Source organism: Caulobacter sp. Root343, from assembly GCF_001425745.1.
Taxonomy (GTDB): Bacteria; Pseudomonadota; Alphaproteobacteria; order Caulobacterales; family Caulobacteraceae; genus Caulobacter.
In genome coordinates, this window is the sequence record NZ_LMDF01000001.1 from 414,736 (window position 1) to 433,029 (window position 18,294).

General features: G+C 68.1%; 13 protein-coding genes. 9 read left to right on the forward strand and 4 right to left on the reverse strand.

The features are described from left to right. The first annotated feature begins 807 nt into the window (after positions 1 to 807). Positions 808 to 2,517, forward strand: a complete 1,710-nt coding sequence (metG, locus tag ASC70_RS01915; RefSeq protein WP_056045941.1) for a methionine--tRNA ligase — start codon at positions 808 to 810, stop codon at positions 2,515 to 2,517. Between the two features lies 1 nt (position 2,518). Further along, positions 2,519 to 3,718: a major facilitator superfamily domain-containing protein 6 gene (locus ASC70_RS01920; protein WP_056045944.1), complete on the forward strand. Its 1,200-nt coding sequence runs from the start codon at positions 2,519 to 2,521 to the stop codon at positions 3,716 to 3,718. On the opposite strand, the gene cysN is transcribed toward ASC70_RS01920, so the two are convergent. Both cysN and cysD read right to left on the reverse strand, forming a co-directional pair. Further along, a complete protein-coding gene (cysN, locus tag ASC70_RS01925) occupies positions 3,706 to 5,613 on the reverse strand; it encodes a sulfate adenylyltransferase subunit CysN (protein ID WP_056045947.1) in 1,908 nt (635 codons plus the stop codon). The two genes, ASC70_RS01920 and cysN, sit on opposite strands and share 13 nt — an antisense overlap. Beyond that, the gene (gene cysD, locus ASC70_RS01930; RefSeq protein ID WP_156396094.1) at positions 5,613 to 6,605 is read right to left on the reverse strand and encodes a sulfate adenylyltransferase subunit CysD; all 993 of its coding nucleotides are present in this window, start codon (positions 6,603 to 6,605) and stop codon (positions 5,613 to 5,615) included. Before cysD ends, cysN begins: the two co-directional genes overlap by 1 nt. A gap of 230 nt (positions 6,606 to 6,835) precedes the next feature. On the opposite strand from cysD, the gene ASC70_RS01935 reads away from it, so the two are divergent. From ASC70_RS01935 to ASC70_RS01945, 3 genes are all read left to right on the forward strand, one after another. Further along, complete coding sequence (locus ASC70_RS01935; RefSeq protein ID WP_056045953.1) at positions 6,836 to 7,045, forward strand: hypothetical protein; 210 nt, start codon at positions 6,836 to 6,838, stop codon at positions 7,043 to 7,045. A 172-nt stretch (positions 7,046 to 7,217) separates the two neighbouring features. Next, on the forward strand, positions 7,218 to 9,896 hold the full coding sequence (locus ASC70_RS01940) for a hypothetical protein (protein WP_056045955.1): 2,679 nt from the start codon (positions 7,218 to 7,220) through the stop codon (positions 9,894 to 9,896). Between the two features lie 14 nt (positions 9,897 to 9,910). Beyond that, on the forward strand, positions 9,911 to 10,471 hold the full coding sequence (locus ASC70_RS01945) for a sugar transferase (protein ID WP_056045958.1): 561 nt from the start codon (positions 9,911 to 9,913) through the stop codon (positions 10,469 to 10,471). On the opposite strand, the gene ASC70_RS01950 is transcribed toward ASC70_RS01945, so the two are convergent. After that, positions 10,468 to 11,916 (reverse strand): mannitol dehydrogenase family protein, encoded by a 1,449-nt coding sequence (locus ASC70_RS01950; protein WP_056045959.1) that lies wholly within the window; start codon positions 11,914 to 11,916, stop codon positions 10,468 to 10,470. The genes ASC70_RS01945 and ASC70_RS01950 overlap by 4 nt on opposite strands. An 86-nt stretch (positions 11,917 to 12,002) precedes the next feature. Continuing rightward, on the reverse strand, positions 12,003 to 13,511 hold the full coding sequence (locus ASC70_RS01955) for a UxaA family hydrolase (RefSeq protein WP_056045962.1): 1,509 nt from the start codon (positions 13,509 to 13,511) through the stop codon (positions 12,003 to 12,005). A 136-nt stretch (positions 13,512 to 13,647) separates the two neighbouring features. Here ASC70_RS01955 and ASC70_RS01960 point away from each other — a divergent pair, with 136 nt between their 5' ends. The 4 genes from ASC70_RS01960 (at position 13,648) to kduD (ending at position 18,120) form a co-directional block, all read left to right on the forward strand. Then, complete coding sequence (locus ASC70_RS01960) at positions 13,648 to 14,760, forward strand: LacI family DNA-binding transcriptional regulator (RefSeq protein ID WP_056045964.1); 1,113 nt, start codon at positions 13,648 to 13,650, stop codon at positions 14,758 to 14,760. A gap of 111 nt (positions 14,761 to 14,871) precedes the next feature. Beyond that, a complete protein-coding gene (gene uxaC, locus ASC70_RS01965) occupies positions 14,872 to 16,335 on the forward strand; it encodes a glucuronate isomerase (RefSeq protein WP_056045966.1) in 1,464 nt (487 codons plus the stop codon). Between the two features lie 24 nt (positions 16,336 to 16,359). Then, complete coding sequence (gene kduI, locus ASC70_RS01970; protein WP_047411107.1) at positions 16,360 to 17,202, forward strand: 5-dehydro-4-deoxy-D-glucuronate isomerase; 843 nt, start codon at positions 16,360 to 16,362, stop codon at positions 17,200 to 17,202. 147 nt (positions 17,203 to 17,349) lie between these two features. Next, positions 17,350 to 18,120 carry a 2-dehydro-3-deoxy-D-gluconate 5-dehydrogenase KduD gene (kduD, locus tag ASC70_RS01975; protein ID WP_047411110.1) on the forward strand — a complete coding sequence of 257 codons (771 nt, stop codon included), beginning with the start codon at positions 17,350 to 17,352 and terminating at the stop codon, positions 18,118 to 18,120. The last annotated feature ends 174 nt before the right edge of the window (positions 18,121 to 18,294 follow it).

Genomic DNA, 18,294 nt, shown 5'->3' on the forward strand with positions numbered 1-18,294 from the left:
AGGGGGCGGAAGGATGACCTTCTTCCCCCTCGGGGGGAGGAGCGCCGCAGGCGCGGAGGGGGCAAGTACGGGGATTGAGCGCGCTGTATCCCCGGCGTTCGCGGGATCGAACTCAGCGAAATCAACGCCTTCTCACTTTTACGCGCCTCTGAATGATCCGCGTTCAAACCCGCCCCATACCCTGAGCTGTCCCCGTCGCAAGGGGAGGGCGCTTGGATCCGGCCCGAAGCGGCGATGGGGATAGGTTGAGCGGGGCCGCTGGCGGTTCCCGGCGGCCTCGTCACTTTAGGAGCGCGTGCGAGTGACGGGATCGTCCGGGACCAAAGCCGGCAGCGGAGCGACAGGGCGGTGATCGCGAAAGCCGCCTATCGTGGACCGTCGGGACCGATACGGAAGAGCCGTTCGGTTTGGTCCGCGCCCGTCCGGGGGCTATGGGGTCCCGAGCTCAAAACGCTCACGCCCCCCATCCTCACGGGCAAGAACAGCCTGGCGGAGCGGTCGTCCGAGCCGAAACACACAAACCCTTACGGTCTCCGGGTTCGCCCGGCCGCTCCGTCGCCTCCCACAGACCTTCAGCGGATCGCCGCGTGAAGCCGATGTCACTTGCCCCCACCTGGCCGCTTCGCGGCCGTCCGCCCCCGGAGGGGGCGGAAGGATCGCGTTTCCTTCTTCCCCCTCCGGGGGAGGAGCGCCGCAGGCGCGGAGGGGGCAAGTGACGAACCAGCCAAACCTTTCCCTTGCCGCCCGACCCTTCTATATGCGGACCCTCTCTAGCGTTCCCTGACTCCCCCGAAAGGCCGCGCCCGCATGGCTCGCATCCTGATCACCTCGGCCCTGCCGTACATCAACGGCATCAAGCACCTGGGCAATCTGGCGGGGTCGATGCTGCCGGCGGACGTCTACGCGCGCTTCCAGCGGGCTCGCGGCCACGAGACGCTCTACATCTGCGCCACCGACGAGCACGGGACTCCCGCTGAACTCGCGGCCACCGCCGCCGGCCAGGACGTCGCCACCTATTGCGCCGAACAGCATGTTCTGCAGCACGACGTCGGCCGCGCCTTCGGTCTGTCTTGGGACCATTTCGGCCGCTCGTCGTCGCCGCAGAACCACCGCCTCACCCAGTACTTCTGCCAGGCCCTGGAGGACCACGGCCTGATCGAGGAACGCGTCGACCAGATGGTCTATTCGGTCGACGACAAGCGCTTCCTGCCCGACCGCTACGTCGAAGGCACGTGCCCGCACTGCGGCTTCGAGAAGGCGCGCGGCGACCAGTGCGACAACTGCGGCAACCTGCTGGACCCGACCGATCTGATCGAGCCGTACTCGGTGATCTCGGGCTCGCGGAACATCGAGGTGCGCGACACCCGGCACCTCTACCTGCTTCAGACCAAGATGCAGGACAAGATCCGCGCCTGGGTCGACAGCCACGCCGACTGGCCGCCGCTGGCCCGCTCGATCGCCTACAAGCACCTGGATGAGGGGCTGATCGACCGCGGCATCACCCGCGACCTGGCCTGGGGCATCCCGGTGGCCCAGGACGGCCTGCCGCGCCCCGGCTTCGAAGACAAGGTCTTCTACGTCTGGTTCGACGCCCCGATCGAATATATCGCCGCGACGCAAGAATGGGCCGAGGGCTCGCCCGACCGCGACTGGAAGCGCTGGTGGCGCACCGACAGCGGCGCCGAGGACGTCCGCTACGTCCAGTTCATGGGCAAGGACAATGTCGCGTTCCACACGGTCAGCTTCCCGGCGACCATCCTCGGCTCGGAAGAGCCGTGGAAGAGCGTCGACATGCTCAAGGCCTTCAACTGGCTGAACTGGTACGGGGGCAAGTTCTCGACCTCGAACAAGCGCGGCGTGTTCATGGACGCGGCCCTGGAGATCTTGCCGCCCGACCTGTGGCGCTGGTACCTGACCGCCAATTCGCCGGAGAGCAGCGACACCGCCTTCACCTGGGAGCAGTTCGCCAGCGCCGTGAACCGCGACCTGGCCGATGTGCTGGGCAACTTCGTCAACCGCATCCTGAAGTTCAACGAGAGCAAGTTCGAGGGCGTCGTGCCGGCGGGCGGCGAGCCGGGCCCGCTGGAGGAAAAGCTGTTCGCAGACGTCTCGGCGCGCCTGGCGGATCTGGCCGAACAGATGGACGCCATCGAGATCCGCAAGAGCGCCCAGGCGCTGCGGGCCCTGTGGGTGGTCGGCAACGAGTACCTGCAGGAGGCCGCGCCGTGGACCGCGATCAAGACCGATCGCGACCGCGCCGCCGTCATCGTCCGCACGGCCCTGAATCTGGCGGCGCTGTACGCCAAGATCTCGGCCCCGTTCATTCCGTTCGCGGCCGAGAAGATCGGCGCGGCGTTCGGCCTGGACTTCCCGGCGCAGTGGCCGTCGAACGATGCGGCGGCCGAGCTCTCCAAGCTGGCGGTCGGCCAGGCGATCACCGTGCCGGACGTCCTGTTCAAGAAGATCGAGGAAGAGCAGATCGCCGAGTGGACGGCCCGCTTCGGCGGCGCCGAGTAGAGTGACCCCGGCGGCGGACAAGGCGGACGGGAAGGGGCTTCCGACCCTCGTCCGCCTCTGCCTGTTCTACGCCGCCATCTATCTGAGCTCGGGCGTCAGCCTGCCCTATATCGGCACCTATCTGCGCTCGCGCGGCATGACCGGCGGCGAGATCGGCCTGATCCTGGCCGTGCCGCTGCTGCTGAAGCCCTTCACGGGCCCGGTGCTGGCGGTCTGGGCCGACGGATTCACCCTGCGGCGCACGCCGATGGTGTTGCTGCTGGTCGGGGCGGGGCTGGGCTATGCGGGGCTTTTGGCCTCGTCGAACCTCTGGTGGCTGATCCTGGCCTGGTTCGTCGGCCAGACCCTGCTGTCGACCGTCTCGCCGCTGATCGACGTCATTACCCTGCGCCGGGCGCGGACCGAGGGCTTCAACTACGGCGTCCCGCGCGGCACCGGTTCCAGCGCCTTCATCGCCGCCAACCTGGCCATGGGCGCGATCCTGACCTTCGCCGCCCCGACCATCATCGCCGCCTGGATCGCCGTGGCCTGTCTGGTCGGCGCGGCGGCGGCGGCCCTGGCCGTGCCGCCCGAGCGGGTCCACGCCGAGGGGGCCAAGCCCGCCCGGTCCGAGCGCTGGAAGGGCCTGGGCGACCTGGTCCGCGACCGCACCTTCGTCTTGGCGGTGGTCACGGCCGGCCTGATCCAGGGCGCGCACGCCTTCTACTACGGCTTCTCGGCTATCCTCTGGAGGAAGCAGGGGATTTCCGAGCCGATGATCGGCGTCCTGTGGGGCGTCGGCGTCGCGGCCGAGGTCGGCTTCATGTGGTTTCTCGAGCCGCTACGCCGCCGCTGGGGACCCGAGCGGTTCCTGATCCTGGGCGCGGCCGCCGCGGTGCTGCGCTGGACCTGCTATGCCTTCGAGCCGCCGCTGTGGGCGCTGTTCCCGCTGCAGTCGCTGCACGCCATGACGTTCGCGGCCTCGTTCCTGGCCTCGCTGCGGCTGATCGAGAAGCTGACGCCGCCGACCAACGCCTCGGCCGCCCAGGCGATCAACTCGGCCCTGTCGTCCGGCTTCACCCTGGGCGTGGCGACCCTGTGCTCGGGACCGCTGTTCGACGCCTTCGGCCCGTTCGGCTATCTGGCCGTCGCCGCCATGGCCCTGCTAGGCCTTGGCGGCGCGATCCTGCTCAACAGGCGAGCGGGACGTCAGATCGTGTAGTCGATCTCTTGACCTTCCAGCCACGCCACGATCCGTTCGGCGGCCTCCACCGGATCGATCGCCGTCGTGTCGATCCGCAGCTCCGGCTTCTCGGGCGCCTCGTAGGGGCTGTCGACGCCGGTGAAGTTCTTCAGCTGGCCCGAACGGGCCTTCTTGTAGAGGCCCTTGACGTCGCGGGCCTCGGCCACGGCCAGGGGCGTGTCGACGAAGACCTCGACGAACTCGCCGTCGCCCAGCAGCTCGCGCGCCAGCCGGCGCTCGGCCCGGAACGGCGAGATGAAGGCGGTCAGCACGATCAGGCCGGCGTCGACCATCAGCTTGGCCACCTCGGCGACCCGGCGGATGTTCTCGACGCGGTCCTCCTCGGTGAAGCCCAGGTCCTTGTTCAGCCCATGGCGGACATTGTCGCCGTCCAGCAGATAGGTGTGACGGCCCAGGGCGTGCAGGCGTTTCTCGACCAGGTTGGCGATGGTCGACTTGCCCGCGCCCGAAAGCCCCGTGAGCCACACGACCTGGCCGCGCTGGCTCTTCAGCGCCGCCCGCGAGGCCTTGGTGACGTCGGAGTGCTGCCAATGGATGTTGTCGGCCCGCCGCAGGGCGAAGTTCAGCATGCCCGCGCCGACCGTGCGGTTGGATAGGCGGTCGATCAGGATGAAGCCGCCCATCTGGCGGTTGTCGGCATAGGCCTCGAACGGGATAGCCTGGTCGAGCGAGAGGTTGCAGACCCCGATCTCGTTCAGCTCCAGCCGCTTGGCGGCGGTGTGCTCCAGCGTGTTGACGTTCACCCGGTGCTTGATGTCGGTGACGCTGGCGCTGACCGTGCGGGCGCCCAGTTTCAGCAGATAAGTGCGGCCGGGCGGGAGAGGCTCGTCGTCCATCCAGACGACGGTGGCCTCGAACTGGTTGGCGACCGGGGCGGGCGCGTCGGCGGTGGCGATCACGTCGCCGCGTGAGATGTCGATCTCGTCTTCCAAGGTCAGGGTCACCGACTGGCCGGCGACGGCCTGGTCGAGATCGCCCGGCAGGGTGACGATGCGGGCCACCCGGCTCTCGCGGCCCGAGGGCAGGGCGCGGATGCGGTCGCCCGGCTTGATCGAGCCCGAGGCGATCAGGCCCGAGAAGCCGCGGAAGTCGAGGTTGGGGCGGTTGACCCATTGCACGGGCATGCGGAACGGCTTGGCCTGCAGGTCGTCCTCGACCTCGACGCCTTCCAGCCAGTCCATCAGGATCGGGCCCTGGAACCACGGCGTCTGGTCGCTGCGGCTGGCCATGTTGTCGCCGCCCAGGCCCGAGATCGGGATGGGTGTGAAGACCGTGAGGCCGATCTGCTCGGCGAAGGCGCGATAGTCGGCGACGATCCGCTCGAACACCGCCTGGTCCCAACCGACCAGGTCCATCTTGTTCACCGCCAGCACGACGTGGCGGATGCCCAGCAGGCTGACGAGATAGCTGTGGCGGCGGGTCTGGGTCAGCACGCCCTTGCGCGCGTCGATCAGGATCACGGCCGCGTCGGCGGTCGAGGCGCCCGTGACCATGTTGCGCGTGTACTGCTCGTGCCCGGGCGTGTCGGCGACGATGAACTTGCGCTTCTCGGTCGAGAAGAAGCGGTAGGCGACGTCGATGGTGATGCCTTGCTCGCGCTCGGCGGCCAAGCCGTCGACCAGCAGGGCGAAGTCGATCGCGCCGCCCTGGGTGCCGACCTTCTTCGAGTCAGCCTCGAGGGCCGCCATCTGGTCCTCGAAGATCATCTTGCTGTCGTACAGCAGGCGGCCAATCAAGGTGGACTTGCCGTCGTCGACGCTGCCGCAGGTGATGAAGCGCAGCAGCGACTTATGCTGGTGCTGGTGCAGGTAGGCGCCGATATCCTGGGCGATCAGAGCGGACTGGTGCGCCATCAGAAATAGCCTTCCTGCTTCTTCTTCTCCATCGAGGCGGACTGGTCATGGTCGATGACCCGGCCCTGGCGCTCCGACGTCGTGGTCAGCAGCATCTCCTGGATGACCTGGGGCAGGGTGGAGGCGGTGCTCTCGACCGCGCCGGTCAGCGGGTAGCAGCCCAGGGTGCGGAAGCGGACGCTCTTCATCTGCGGAACTTCGCCGTCACGCAGGCGGAAGCGGTTGTCGTCGACCATGATCAGCGCGCCGTCGCGCTCGACCACCGGCCGCTCGGCCGCGAAGTACAGTGGCACGATCGGGATGTTCTCCAGGTGGATGTACTGCCAGACGTCGAGCTCGGTCCAATTGGAGATCGGGAAGACCCGCAGGCTTTCGCCGGGGTGCTTGCGGGTATTGTAGAGGTTCCACAGCTCGGGGCGCTGGTTCTTCGGATCCCAGCGGTGCTCGGACGAGCGGAACGAGAAGACCCGCTCCTTGGCGCGGCTCTTTTCCTCGTCGCGGCGCGCGCCGCCGAAGGCCGCGTCGAAGCCGTACTTGGTCAGGGCCTGCTTGAGGCCCTCGGTCTTCCAGAGGTCGGTGTGCAGCGCGCTGCCGTGGTCGAACGGATTGATCCCGCGCGCCTCGGCGTCGGGGTTCTTGTGGACGATCAGGTCGAAACCCAGCTCGGAGGCCACCTTGTCGCGTAGGGCGTACATGTCCCGGAACTTCCAGGTCGTGTCGACGTGCAGCAGCGGGAAGGGCGGCTTGCTGGGATAGAAGGCCTTGGCGGCCAGGTGCAGCATCACCGCGCTGTCCTTGCCGATCGAATACAGCATGACCGGTCGCTCGCACTCGGCGGCCACCTCGCGCAGGATGTGGATGCTCTCGGCCTCGAGGCGCTGGAGATGCGTCAGTCGAGCCGGCGAGATCGCGGGCCCCAAAGAACCTAGCTTAAGATCTGGCGTCATCGGGTCCGGCGGGTACGCGGCGGGTGCGAATTGGGTAAGGGCCAAGGCGAGGGTCCGCAAAGGAAAAATGTCCGGGCTCGTCCCGTCGAAGGGGCGCGCCGGTGCAGGCTGGGACCTAGGCCCGAGGGGCGTCGGGGACAACCGCCGGAATTCTGGGGGCGCTGTCAGTTGGCGTGGCGCCACACCGCGAAAGCTTCGGCTTTCATGACCAAAAGTTCACTCGCCCTTCACCGGGAACGCTCGCATAACGGCGCTATCGGTTTCCGAGGTGGGCTATGGGCTTCCTGACCGAAATGCTGGCTGTGGCGGTCGTCTGGCTGTCGTCGTTCGCGCTCTGCCAGTTCGGCGTCGCGGTCGACCATGGCGCATGCCCGCATGCCAAGAATGTTGGGGCCAAGACCGTTGCTCGGTCGCCGCGTGACCTGGCCGCCAAGCCCGCTCCAATCGCCGTCAACGCCCCCGCGGGCGCCCCACGCGACGCCTGAACGCGCGCTCTGACGCCGCAACCCTTGCCAACGCAAGGAAAGCCGCTTTTCGCCAAGGCTTTTCACCGTTAGGTTCATGTGACACGCGAAGGAGGGGTCCGGCGCGCGAAGGTTGTCTCCTGCGCCCCTCGCCGACGCCCCATTCGCCGACGTCCTGGGACCCTGGCTGTGTATGAAGCCTAAGAAGCGCCAACCGCTCGATTTTTCCGCGACGCCGACGGACACCCCTCCCGAGGAAACCAGGATCACGCCTGAACTCCCAGAGGCGACACTTCCAGAAACGACGTCGTTTTCCGAGCCGGAGACGGAGATCCCGTCCGCCGAACCCTTGAGCCTGCAAGAAATACTGAACGACGACCTGGCGGTTCCGCCGCCGACGGCCGTGCGGTCTCGCCGTCGGCGCGAGCCGGAGCCCGAGCCGATCACCAGCTTCGCCGAGCCTGACCTGAAGCCCGCGACCTCGCTGGCCGCCAGCGCTCAGCCGCCGGCGCCCATCGTCGAGGCCGAGCGCGCCGCGCCGGCCAAGGCCGGAACGCGCGAAGCCGCGCTCGATCTGCGTGGCCCCATGTCCGAGGCGCCGGTCGCGTTGACGACCGAGGATGTTCCGCGCCGCATGTCCAGCGTGCTGTTCTGGACCCTGGCTACCGCTCTCGCGGCGCTCTGGGCGCTGGCGCCGATCGCCTTCGCCTTCGGCTACGCCCGCGGCGTGCCTGCCTTCAAGGTCGAGGGTTTCGCCTTGATGGTGTTCGCCGGCCTGGCCCTGGGTCCGGCCCTGTTGACCCTGCTGGGCGCCTATCTGCTGCGCCAGGCGACCGGGATCTCGGACGAACTGCGCCGCACCCGCACCCTGACCGACCGCCTGGTCAGCCCGGCCGCCCTGGCCGCCGCCGGGGCGTCCAGCGCCGTCGACGCCATGCGCCAAGGCGTCGAAGAGGCCGCCGCCGCCGCCCAGCGGGCGCGCGAGCATATCATCTCGTTGCGCCAGGCCCTGGCCGAGGAGACCGCGCGCCTGGCCGAGGCCGCCGCCGAGTCCGCCAAGATGGCCAATCAGTTGGCCCAGGGCCTAAGCCACGAGCGCACCGCGATGGAGTCGCTGTCGCAGTCGCTGGACGCCCGCTCCACGGCGGTGGTCGACGCGATCGGCAGCCAGGCCCGCATGGTGGCCGAGGCCTCCGACCTGGCCGAGACCCAGCTGCGCGAGGCCGAGGCCGCCCTGGCCGCCCGCGCCGCGGATCTGGCCGCCGCCGCCGCCGAAGCCTCCGACGCCGCCCGCGTCGGCGCCGAGGACCTTTCCCGCCAGATCGCGCGCCTTGAGACCGCCGGCCACGGCGTTGGCGACCAGGTCGCCTCGGTCGAGAAGAGCCTGGCCGCCCAGCGCGCCGCGCTCGTGGAGGTCAGCCAAGCCCTGCGTTCGGACCAGGAGGACTTCGCCTCCGAGGCCGAAACCCGTACGGCCCAGCTCACCGAGTTCGTCGCCTATACCCGGGTCGGGGCCACCGAGCTGTCCGACACCGCTTCCATGGGCGCGGAGATCCTGCGCGGCCTGATCAGTTCGGCCGCCGACCAGTTCCGCGAACTGGCCGAGGGCGCCACCGCCCATCGGGAAACCCTCGCCGACAACGCCAAGAAGACGCTCGAAACCATCGGCGACGTGGCCGAGAACCAGCGCACGCTGCTGGAGGAAGAGCTGAAGGCGGCCATGGAGGCGATGGCTCAAGCCGCGCTCAAGGCCAGCGAAAGCGTCGAGGCCCGCGTCGAGGCCGCCCGCAGCCGCGTCGACCAGCTGAACGAGATCGCCTTCGCCGCCGGCCAGAAGGCCGACGCCGTCTTCGAATCCCGCATGGAAGAGGCGCGCGACATCATCGAGCATTCGGCCCAGATGGTCGAACAGGCCGGGGCGCGCACCTCGCAAAAGCTGGCCGACTCCGTCCAGTCCGCACGCGGCACTCTAGACGAGTTGGAAGGCATGCTGGCCGAGATTGGCAAGCGCACCGCCGACCTGCCAGCCGAAGCCCTGCAGAAGGCCGCCGAGGTCCGCATCTCGATTGAACAGGGCGTCGAGCAGCTGATGAACGCCATTCGCCGCACCGCCGAGGAGACGGCGGCGATCGATCAGGCCTTCCAGGAGCGCGTGCGCCGCAACTACGAGATGCTCAGCGAGGCGGCCGGGGCCGTCACCGCTTCCAGCGCCGCCACCGTCGCCGCCCGCGCGGCGTCGCCCACACAGCCGCCGAAGCGTTCCGCCGCGCCGCCTCCAGCCGCGCAACCGCCGCAGGCCTTGCCGATGGCGGAGTTCGACGACGAGGAGGAGCCGCCCGCCGACCGCCGCCGCCTGCGCTTGACGCCGACGGCCTCCGACGAGGAGTTCCGCTCGGTGTTCGAGCAGGCCGCGCCGCGCAAGCCATCTTCGACGCCGCCGCCGGAGCCGGACGGCGAGGGCGGCTGGAGCTGGCGCAACTTGCTGTCCGGCATCGAGAACAGCTCGCCGGGCGACGCCGCCTTGGGGGACAAGCTGGCGGCCGAGATCACCGCCATGGGGATCGACCCGCACGCCTTGTTGCCGCGCGGTCGCATCGACGAGATCGCCGCCGCCCTGCAGACCCGCGACGCCGCCGGCGCCCGCGAGGTGGTCAAGCGCCTGGCGCCCGCCGCCATCCGCCGCCTGGTCCGGCGCCTGTTCTCGGACGGCACGCTGAAGAGCAACACCGAGCGCTTCCTGAAGCGCTACGCCGGCATGATCGAAGAGGCCGCCGGTCAGGACCGCGAGGGCTTCCTGCTGGCGGCGTTGCTGTCGTCGGACGCCGGGCGGGCCTATCTGCTGCTCGACGCGGCCAGCGGCGACCTGGGTTAATCCCTGGAGGCTAGGTGAAGCGCGCCTTCGACTTCCTGGCGGCGGCGGTCGGCCTGATCGTGCTGGCCATACCGTTGGTGGTCCTGTGGCTGCTGGTGCGCCTGACCTCGCCAGGGCCGGGGCTTTACTGGTCGCAACGGGTGGGCAAGGGCTCGGCGTTGTTTCCCATGCCGAAGTTCCGCACCATGCGGATCGACGCGCCCGAGGTCGCCACGCACCTGCTGGAAGACCCTGACCGCTGGCTGACGCCGATGGGGCCGATGATGCGCAAGCTCAGCCTCGACGAGCTGCCGCAGCTGTGGAGCGTGCTGGTCGGTCACATGAGCCTGGTCGGCCCGCGCCCAGCCTTGTTCAATCAGGATGACCTGATCGCGGCGCGCAAAGCCGCCGGCGTGGACATCTTGCGCCCCGGCGTCACCGGCTGGGCGCAGATCAATGGGCGCGACGAGCTGGCTATTTCAGACAAGGTGGCTCTGGACGCCGAATACCTGCGTCGCCGATCGTTCCTGTTCGACCTGAGGATCATGGTCAGCACCGTCGTTCCGGTGCTGACCGCCAGAGGCGTGACCCGCTAGCCGAGGTCCGCGTAGGCCTTCTCGACCGCTTCCACGAAGATCGGGTTGCCGGTCAGGTTGGCCGGGAACACGCTGTTCAGCGCCAGGAAGGCCGCCACGTCGGTCTTGGCGTCGCCGGTCGCGCCGACGCCGATTTCCGAAAGCTTGTCGGCCAGCGGATCGGTGATCGCCTCGCCCGTCTTGGCGCGCAAGGCCACGAACCGCATCCAGGCCGCCAGCGAGATGGCCAAGCGTTCGATCGAGCGGCCGGCCTCCAGCGTTTCGGTCAAGGTGCCGAGGATCCGGAAGGGCAGCTTCTGGGTGCCGTCCCAAGCGATCTGAGCCAGGAAGTGGCGGATCTCCGGGTTGCGGAACCGGGCCAGGATGGCTTCGGCATACTCGGCCAGGTCCAGACCCCGCGGCGCGGTGAGCGTCGGGATGATGTCCTTGACCATCAGGTCGCGGGCCAGAGCCTCGAGCGCCGGATCGCTGACCGCCTCGAACACCGTCTCATGGCCGCGCAGGATGCCGGCATAGGCCAGGGTGGAGTGAACGCCGTTCAGCAGCCGCAGCTTGGCGCGCTCGAAGCCGCGCACGTCGTCGGTCAGGATGACGCCGACGCTGGCCAGGTCTGGCGCGTCGGCCGGCAGCACGTCCTCGACCACCCATTGGGTGAAGGCCTCGCGCTGGATCGGCCAGGCGTCCTCCAGGCCGGTGGCGTCCTGAACGCGGGCCCGCAGCGCATCGTCCGTCGCGGGGGTGATGCTGTCGACCATGGTGCGCGGGAAGCTAGCTTCGCGCTCGATCCAGGCGGCGAGGTCGGCGTCGACCTTGGACGCGAAGGCGACGACGGCCGCCTTCAGGCGCCAGCCGTTGTCGGCGAGATTGTCACAGGCCACGACGGCATAGGGGGCGAGGCCCGCGGCGAACCGGCGACGCAGACCCTCGACGATATAGCCGACGGCGCTCTTCGGTTCGCGCGGATGGGCCAGGTCGTGAACGATGTCCGGATGGCTCTCGTCGAGGCCGCCGGCGCTGGAGAGCGTGTAGCCCTTCTCGGTCACGGTCAGGGTGACAATGCGGGTGGTCGGGGCGGCGAGGCGCGCGAACACCGACGGCGGATCTTCGGGCGCGACCAGCACCTCGACGATCGATCCGACGACGCGGAAGGTGGTCTCGGCGTCCAGCTGGGCCAACGTGTAGAGCCCATCCTGCGGCTCCAGGGCGTCGCGAACGCCGGGGCTCTTCAGCGAAACGGCGCAGATCCCCCAGCGCGGGTCCTTGGCCAGCAGTTGGTCGAAATAGAAGGCCTGGTGGGCGCGATGGAAGGCGCCGGGGCCAAAGTGCACGACGCCGACCTGGACCTTGTCACGATCGTAGGTCGGCAGGGCGACGCCGGGGATAGCGCCCGGATAGCTGGTCGCGCTCAGACGCAGGGCGGGGGAGGTCGCGGAAGAAGCCGTCAAGGGAGCACGCCTGGGGTTTCGTAACGGAAAGATTGGCAGCCTACATGCTGTAGTCTGACCTTGGTGGCAATTGGCTTGACCATTTCCTACAGGGTCACGCCTGACTTCCAGATGGCGATCTCGCGCTCGCCGTTCAGCTCGGCCTTGGTGGCCTTGCCCGAGGCGGTGTCGACCACCAGGTCCATCAGGGCGTCGGCGGCGTCGTCCATTGAGACGCCCGCCAGCACCTGGCCGGCGTCGAAGTCGATCCAGCCGGGCTTGCGCTGGGCCAAGCCCGAATTCGAAGCAATCTTCAGGGTCGGGGCGGGGAAGCCCAGCGGCGTGCCGCGGCCGGTGGTGAACAGGATCACCGTGGCGCCGGCGGCGGTCAGGGCGGTCGACGACACGGCGTCGTTGCCGGGAGCTTCCAGCAGAGTCAGGCCGTGCGGGCCGACGCGCTCGCCATAGCGGATCACCTCGACCAACTGGGCCCGTCCGCCCTTCTGCACCGCGCCGAGGGACTTCTCCTCCAGGGTCGTGATGCCGCCGGCGATGTTGCCGGGCGAGGGGTTCTCGTAGATCGGCTGGTTGTTGTCGATGAAGTAGCGCTTGAAGTCGTCGATCACCCCGACGGCCTGGTCGAACACTTCGCGACTGACGGAGCGCTGCAGCAGCACGTTCTCGGCGCCGAACACCTCGGGGATCTCGGTCAGGACCGGCGTGCCGCCGGCGTCGGCGACCTTGTCGGCGATCCGGCCGACCAGTGGATTGGCGGTGACCCCCGAGAAGCCGTCCGAGCCGCCGCACTTCAAGCCGACGACCAGTTCCGAGACCGGGATCGGTTCGCGGCGGTCGTTTTCGGCGATCTCTATCAGGGCCTCGACGGCGGCCAGGCCGTCCTCGAGTTCGTCCTCGACCATCTGGGTCGTGAAGCTTCTCAGGCGCTCGCCGTCGATATCGGGCGCGGACTCCAGCAGGGCCTTCAGCTGGTTGTTTTCGCAGCCCAGGCCCAGGATCAGCACGCCGCCGGCGTTGGGATGGCTGGCCAGGCCGGCGATCAGCTTGCGGGTGTGAGTAAGGTCGTCGCCTAGCTGCGAGCAGCCGAACGGATGGGGAAAGGCATAGACGCCATCGACGCGGCCGGCGAAGCGCTGATTGGCCTTCTCGGCGATGCGGCGGGCGGTGTTGGCCACGCAGCCGACCGTGCATAGCACCCAGATCTCGTTGCGGGTGCCGGCTCGGCCGTTCTTGCGGCGATAGCCGTCGAAGGTGCGGGCCGAGGGCGCGGTGTGCGGCTCGGGCGCGGTCGGCATGAAGGCGTAGCCCTCGACGCCCTCCAGACGGGTCACGACATTGTGGACGTGGACATGATCGCCGACGGCAATGTCGACGACCGCCCGGCCGATCGGCCAGCCGTATTTCAGGACGTCGTCACCGGCCTTGGCGGCGCGGATAGCGATCTTGTGGCCCTTGGGAACGTCGACGCGGACGGTGATCGATTGCCCGTGAAGGTCGAGCGTCTCGCCGGCGACGAGATCGCGCAAAGCCATCGCTACGTGGTCTCGAGGGTCCACCGGGTGGATCGATTCGCGCTGGGCCAGGGTGGTTTCAGTCATCGTTGATCGTGGTCGCCGGGTTGAGTGTCGCCAAATTGGACCGTCAGTGACATGGTAACCGGTGTCAGTCGGGTCGCAAGCAGACGTTTCGTCCTAGGTTGGCGGCGCTTGCGCGGCTAGAGTATGACAAAAGAAAATGCCTAAAGCTGCTGGAAACGCCGTGAACTCTTCAAAGACGCCTTCCTCGACCCCGGAAGCCATTGCCCAGGAAGGGGGAGAGACTGGCGTGGAGGGCGGCCGTCGCAGGGCCACCATCAACGACATCGCCCGCCTGGCGGGGGTATCCAAGAAGACCGTCTCACGCGTCATCAACCAGTCCCCCTTCGTGCGCGACGAGACCCGCGAACGGATCGAGGCGGTGATCGCCGAGTGGGGCTATGCTCCCGACCCGCAGGCGCGTGGCCTGGCGTTCCGCCGTTCGTTCCTGATCGGCATGGTCTACGACAACCCCAATCCACAATACGTCGTGAACATGCAGCTGGGCCTGCTGGACGGTTTGCGCGGCTCGGGCTTCGAGCTGGTCGTTCACCCGTGCGACCGCTCCAGCCCGACGTTCCTGACTGACATCCGCTCCTTCGTGGAGCGTCAGAAGCTGTATGGCGTGGTCCTGCCGCCTTCGGTGTCGGAGGACGAACGCGTCGCCAAGCTGCTGAACGAGATTGGTTGCTCCTACATCCGCATCGCCTCGGTCGAGCTGGACAAGCCAGAGCACATGATCGTCGGCCATGACCGCTTGGGCGGCGTCCAGGCCGCGCGTCACATTATCGCGCTGGGCCACAAGACGATCGCATTCATCTCGGGTCCCGAAAGCTTCCGCTCGTCGCACGAGCGGCGAGGGGGCTTCGAGGACGGTCTGGCCGAGGCGGGCCTGACTCTGGCCCCCGACGACATCGTCCAGGGCGCCTACACCTTCGAATCCGGCGTGGCCTGCGGCGACACCCTGCTGGCGCGGACTCCGCGCCCGACGGCGATCTTTTGCGGCAACGACGAAATGGCCGCGGGCGTTCTGCAGTCGGCGCGCAAGGCAGCCCTGTCGGTGCCGCAGGATCTGACCGTCGTCGGCTTCGACGATTTCCAGATCGCCCAAGCCGTCTGGCCGCCGTTGACCACGGTCCATACGCCGACCCGCGAGATCGGACGCATGGCCGCCGAGAAGCTGATCGGTGTCGAGCGGCGAGAACCGCGCGACATGACCAAGACCGAACCGAGCCTGGTGGTCCGAGAGTCTTCGGGGCCCGTGCCGGCTTGATGAATTGCGGCCGCCTTCGGCTTGCATAGGACCATGACACCGGTTACCAAGCGCACCGAAGCGGCCATCCGCGAAGCCGCAGGCTAAAAAGCAGGGAGCAGACGCACCGCCATGGCTAGGCCTCTGAATTTCCACGACGATCGACTGTTCCCAGCGGATCCGACCACGCGGTCCTATGCGCGGGGCCTCTATGCGCTGGTCAAGGACCTGCCGATCATCAGCCCGCACGGGCACACCGATCCCAGCTGGTTCGCGACCAACGAACCGTTCCAGGACGCCACCGACCTGCTGCTGGCGCCGGACCACTACCTGTACCGGATGCTCTACAGTCAGGGGATCAGCCTGGACGCCCTGAAGGTGCGCTCCAAGGCCGGCGTTCCGTCGACCGATCCGCGCGAGGCCTGGCGCCTGCTGGCGACGAACTTCCATCTCTTCCGTGGCACGCCGTCGTGGATCTGGCTGAACCACGTGTTCTCCAAGGTGTTCGGCTTCACCGACTTCCTCGACGCCTCGACGGCCGACGACTATTTCGACCGCATCAACGACGCCCTGGCCACGGACGCCTTCCGGCCGCGCGCGCTGTTCGACCGCTTCAACATCGAGACCCTGGCCACCACCGAGGGGCCGCACGAGACGCTGAAGCACCACCACGCGATCCGCGAGAGCGGCTGGGGCGGCCACGTCATCACCGCCTATCGCCCCGACGCGGTCATCGATTTCGAAGACGAGCGCTCGCCGCGCGCCTTCGAACGTTTCGCCGAGACCTCGGGCCAGGACGTCTACAGCTGGAAGAGCTACCTGGAAGCGCACCGCCTGCGCCGGGCCGCCTTCATCGACGCGGGCGCCACCTCGTCCGACCACGGCCATCCGACGGCGGCGACCGCCGACCTCTCGGACGCCGAGGCCGAGGCGCTGTTCAACAGCCTGGTGAAGGGCGACGTCACGCCCGAGAAGGCCGAGCTGTTCCGCGCTCAGATGCTGACCGAGATGGCCAAGATGAGCCTGGACGACGGGCTGGTCATGCAGATCCACCCGGGCTCGCACCGCAATCACAACGCCGGCCTGCTGGCGTCGCATGGTCGCGACAAGGGCGCCGACATCCCGATGCGGACCGAGTACGTCTCGGCCTTGAAGCCGCTGCTGAGCCGCCTGGGCAACGATCCGCGCCTGTCGGTGATCCTGTTCACCCTGGACGAGACCGTCTACAGCCGCGAACTGGCCCCTCTGGCCGGCCACTATCCGGTGCTGAAGCTGGGCCCGTCCTGGTGGTTCCACGACAGTCCGGAAGGCATGATGCGCTTCCGCGAGCAGGTCACCGAGACCGCGGGCTTCTACAACACCGTCGGCTTCAACGACGACACCCGCGCCTTCCTGTCGATCCCGGCCCGCCACGACGTGGCCCGCCGCGTCGACAGCGCCTTCCTGGCCCGCATGGTCGCCGAGCACCGCATGGATCTGGTCGAGGCCGAAGAGGTGATCGTCGATCTGACGTACAACCTGCCTAAGAAGGCCTACAAGTTGGACCAGCGTCCGGACTGGGCTCGCCCCGCCGCGCTGCGCGCCGCCGCCGAATAAGAACACCCTTCCGGAGACTTCCCTATGTTCGCCAAGACCTACCACGCCACCCATCCGGACATGATGTTCGCGGTCAGCAACGACGACCTGCGCGATCGCTACCTGATGCAGGGCCTGTTCCAGGACGGCCAGATCGTCCTGACCTACAATCACGCCGAACGCTTCGTCGTCGGCGGCGTCGTCGCCACCACGGCGATCAAGCTGCCCGACCAGACCGAGCCCGCCTCGGCCGCCGGCCATCCGTTCCTGGAGCGCCGCGAGCTGGGCGTGATCAATGTCGGCGACACGACCGGCAAGATCACCGTCGATGGCGTGGCCTACGAGATCGTTCCGCGTGACGGCCTGTACGTCACCATGGGCGCCAAGGACGTGACCTTCGAAGGCATCGGCGGCGCCGCGGCGCGCTTCTACCTGGTCAGCCTGCCGGCCCACGCTTCGTTCGAAACCAAGAAGCTGGCCTTCGCCGACGCCGTCGCCCTGGAGCGCGGCGCGCTGGAGACCAGCAACGAGCGCACCATCTACCAGTACATCGTCCCGACCACCTGCAAGTCGGCTCAGCTGCTGCTGGGCATGACGGTGCTGAAGCCGGGCAGCGTCTGGAACACCATGCCGCCCCACCTGCATGACCGCCGATCGGAAGCCTATTTCTACTTCGACCTGGGCGAAAACGACCGCGTCTTCCATTACATGGGCGAGCCGGACGAGATGCGTCACATCGTGATCGCCAACGAGGAAGCCGTGATGAGCCCGCCGTGGTCGATCCACATGGGCTCGGGCACCGCCAACTACACCTTCATCTGGGCGATGGGCGGCGAGAACCTCGACTATACCGACATGAACGTGCTGGACATCTGCCAGCTGAAGTAGGGGCGAAAGCCCACGCGCGCTCCGGCTGTCATCCCGGCCGGAGCGAAGCGCAGAGCCGGGACCGCGAGAGGCGCAGGCGCTTCTGGCGGTCCCGGATCGACCTTTCAGGTCGTCCGGGATGACAATCTTCAAGGGAAGCTTCGCATCATGGCCAATCCGTTCAGCCTCGAAGGCAAGGTCGCGCTCGTCACCGGCGCCAACACCGGGATCGGGCAGGGGATCGCCATCGCGCTCGCTCAGGCCGGCGCCGACATCGCCGCCGCGGGCCGCAGCGAGCCGACCGAGACCCAAGCCGCCGTCGAGGCCCTTGGCCGCAAGTTCCTGTCGATCAAGGCCGACTTCGGGTCGATCGAGCCCGTCCAGCGCGTGGTCGACGAGACCGTCGCCGCGTTCGGCAAGGTCGACATCCTGGTCAATAACGCCGGCATCATCCGCCGCGCCGACTCGATCGAGTTCTCGGAAGCCGACTGGGACGCGGTGATGGACACCAATCTGAAGGTCGTCTTCTTCCTGACCCAGGCCTTCGCCAAGCAGGCCCTGAAGCAAGGTCCCGTGAACGGCGTGACCGGCAAGGTGATCAATATCGCCAGCCTGCTGTCGTTCCAGGGCGGCATCCGCGTGCCGTCGTACACGGCCGCCAAGTCGGGCCTGGCCGGCCTGACCAAGATCCTGGCCAACGAGTGGGCGACGAAGGGGATCAACGTCAACGCCATCGCGCCAGGCTATTTCGACACCAATAACACCGAGGCCCTGCGCGCCGACCAGGACCGCAACGCCGCCATCCTGGCCCGCATCCCGGCCGCCCGCTGGGGCCGTCCGGAGGACATCGGCGGCGCGGCCGTGTTCCTGGCCTCGTCGGCCGCCGACTACGTCCAGGGGATTACTCTGCCCGTGGACGGCGGGTGGTTGGCGCGCTAGCGACACAAATTCGCGCGAAAATACGATGGTAGCGCAACCATCGTGCCGGGCGGCTTTCCCCGCCCGGTGAAGCGCGCTAGAGGGCGCCGCGACGTCAGGCCCTGGAGACGCTTTCGGGGCCGTGACGCGTTCTCGAGATCCATTCCAGTGGGGGGCCGCACCGCGCGCGGTCCT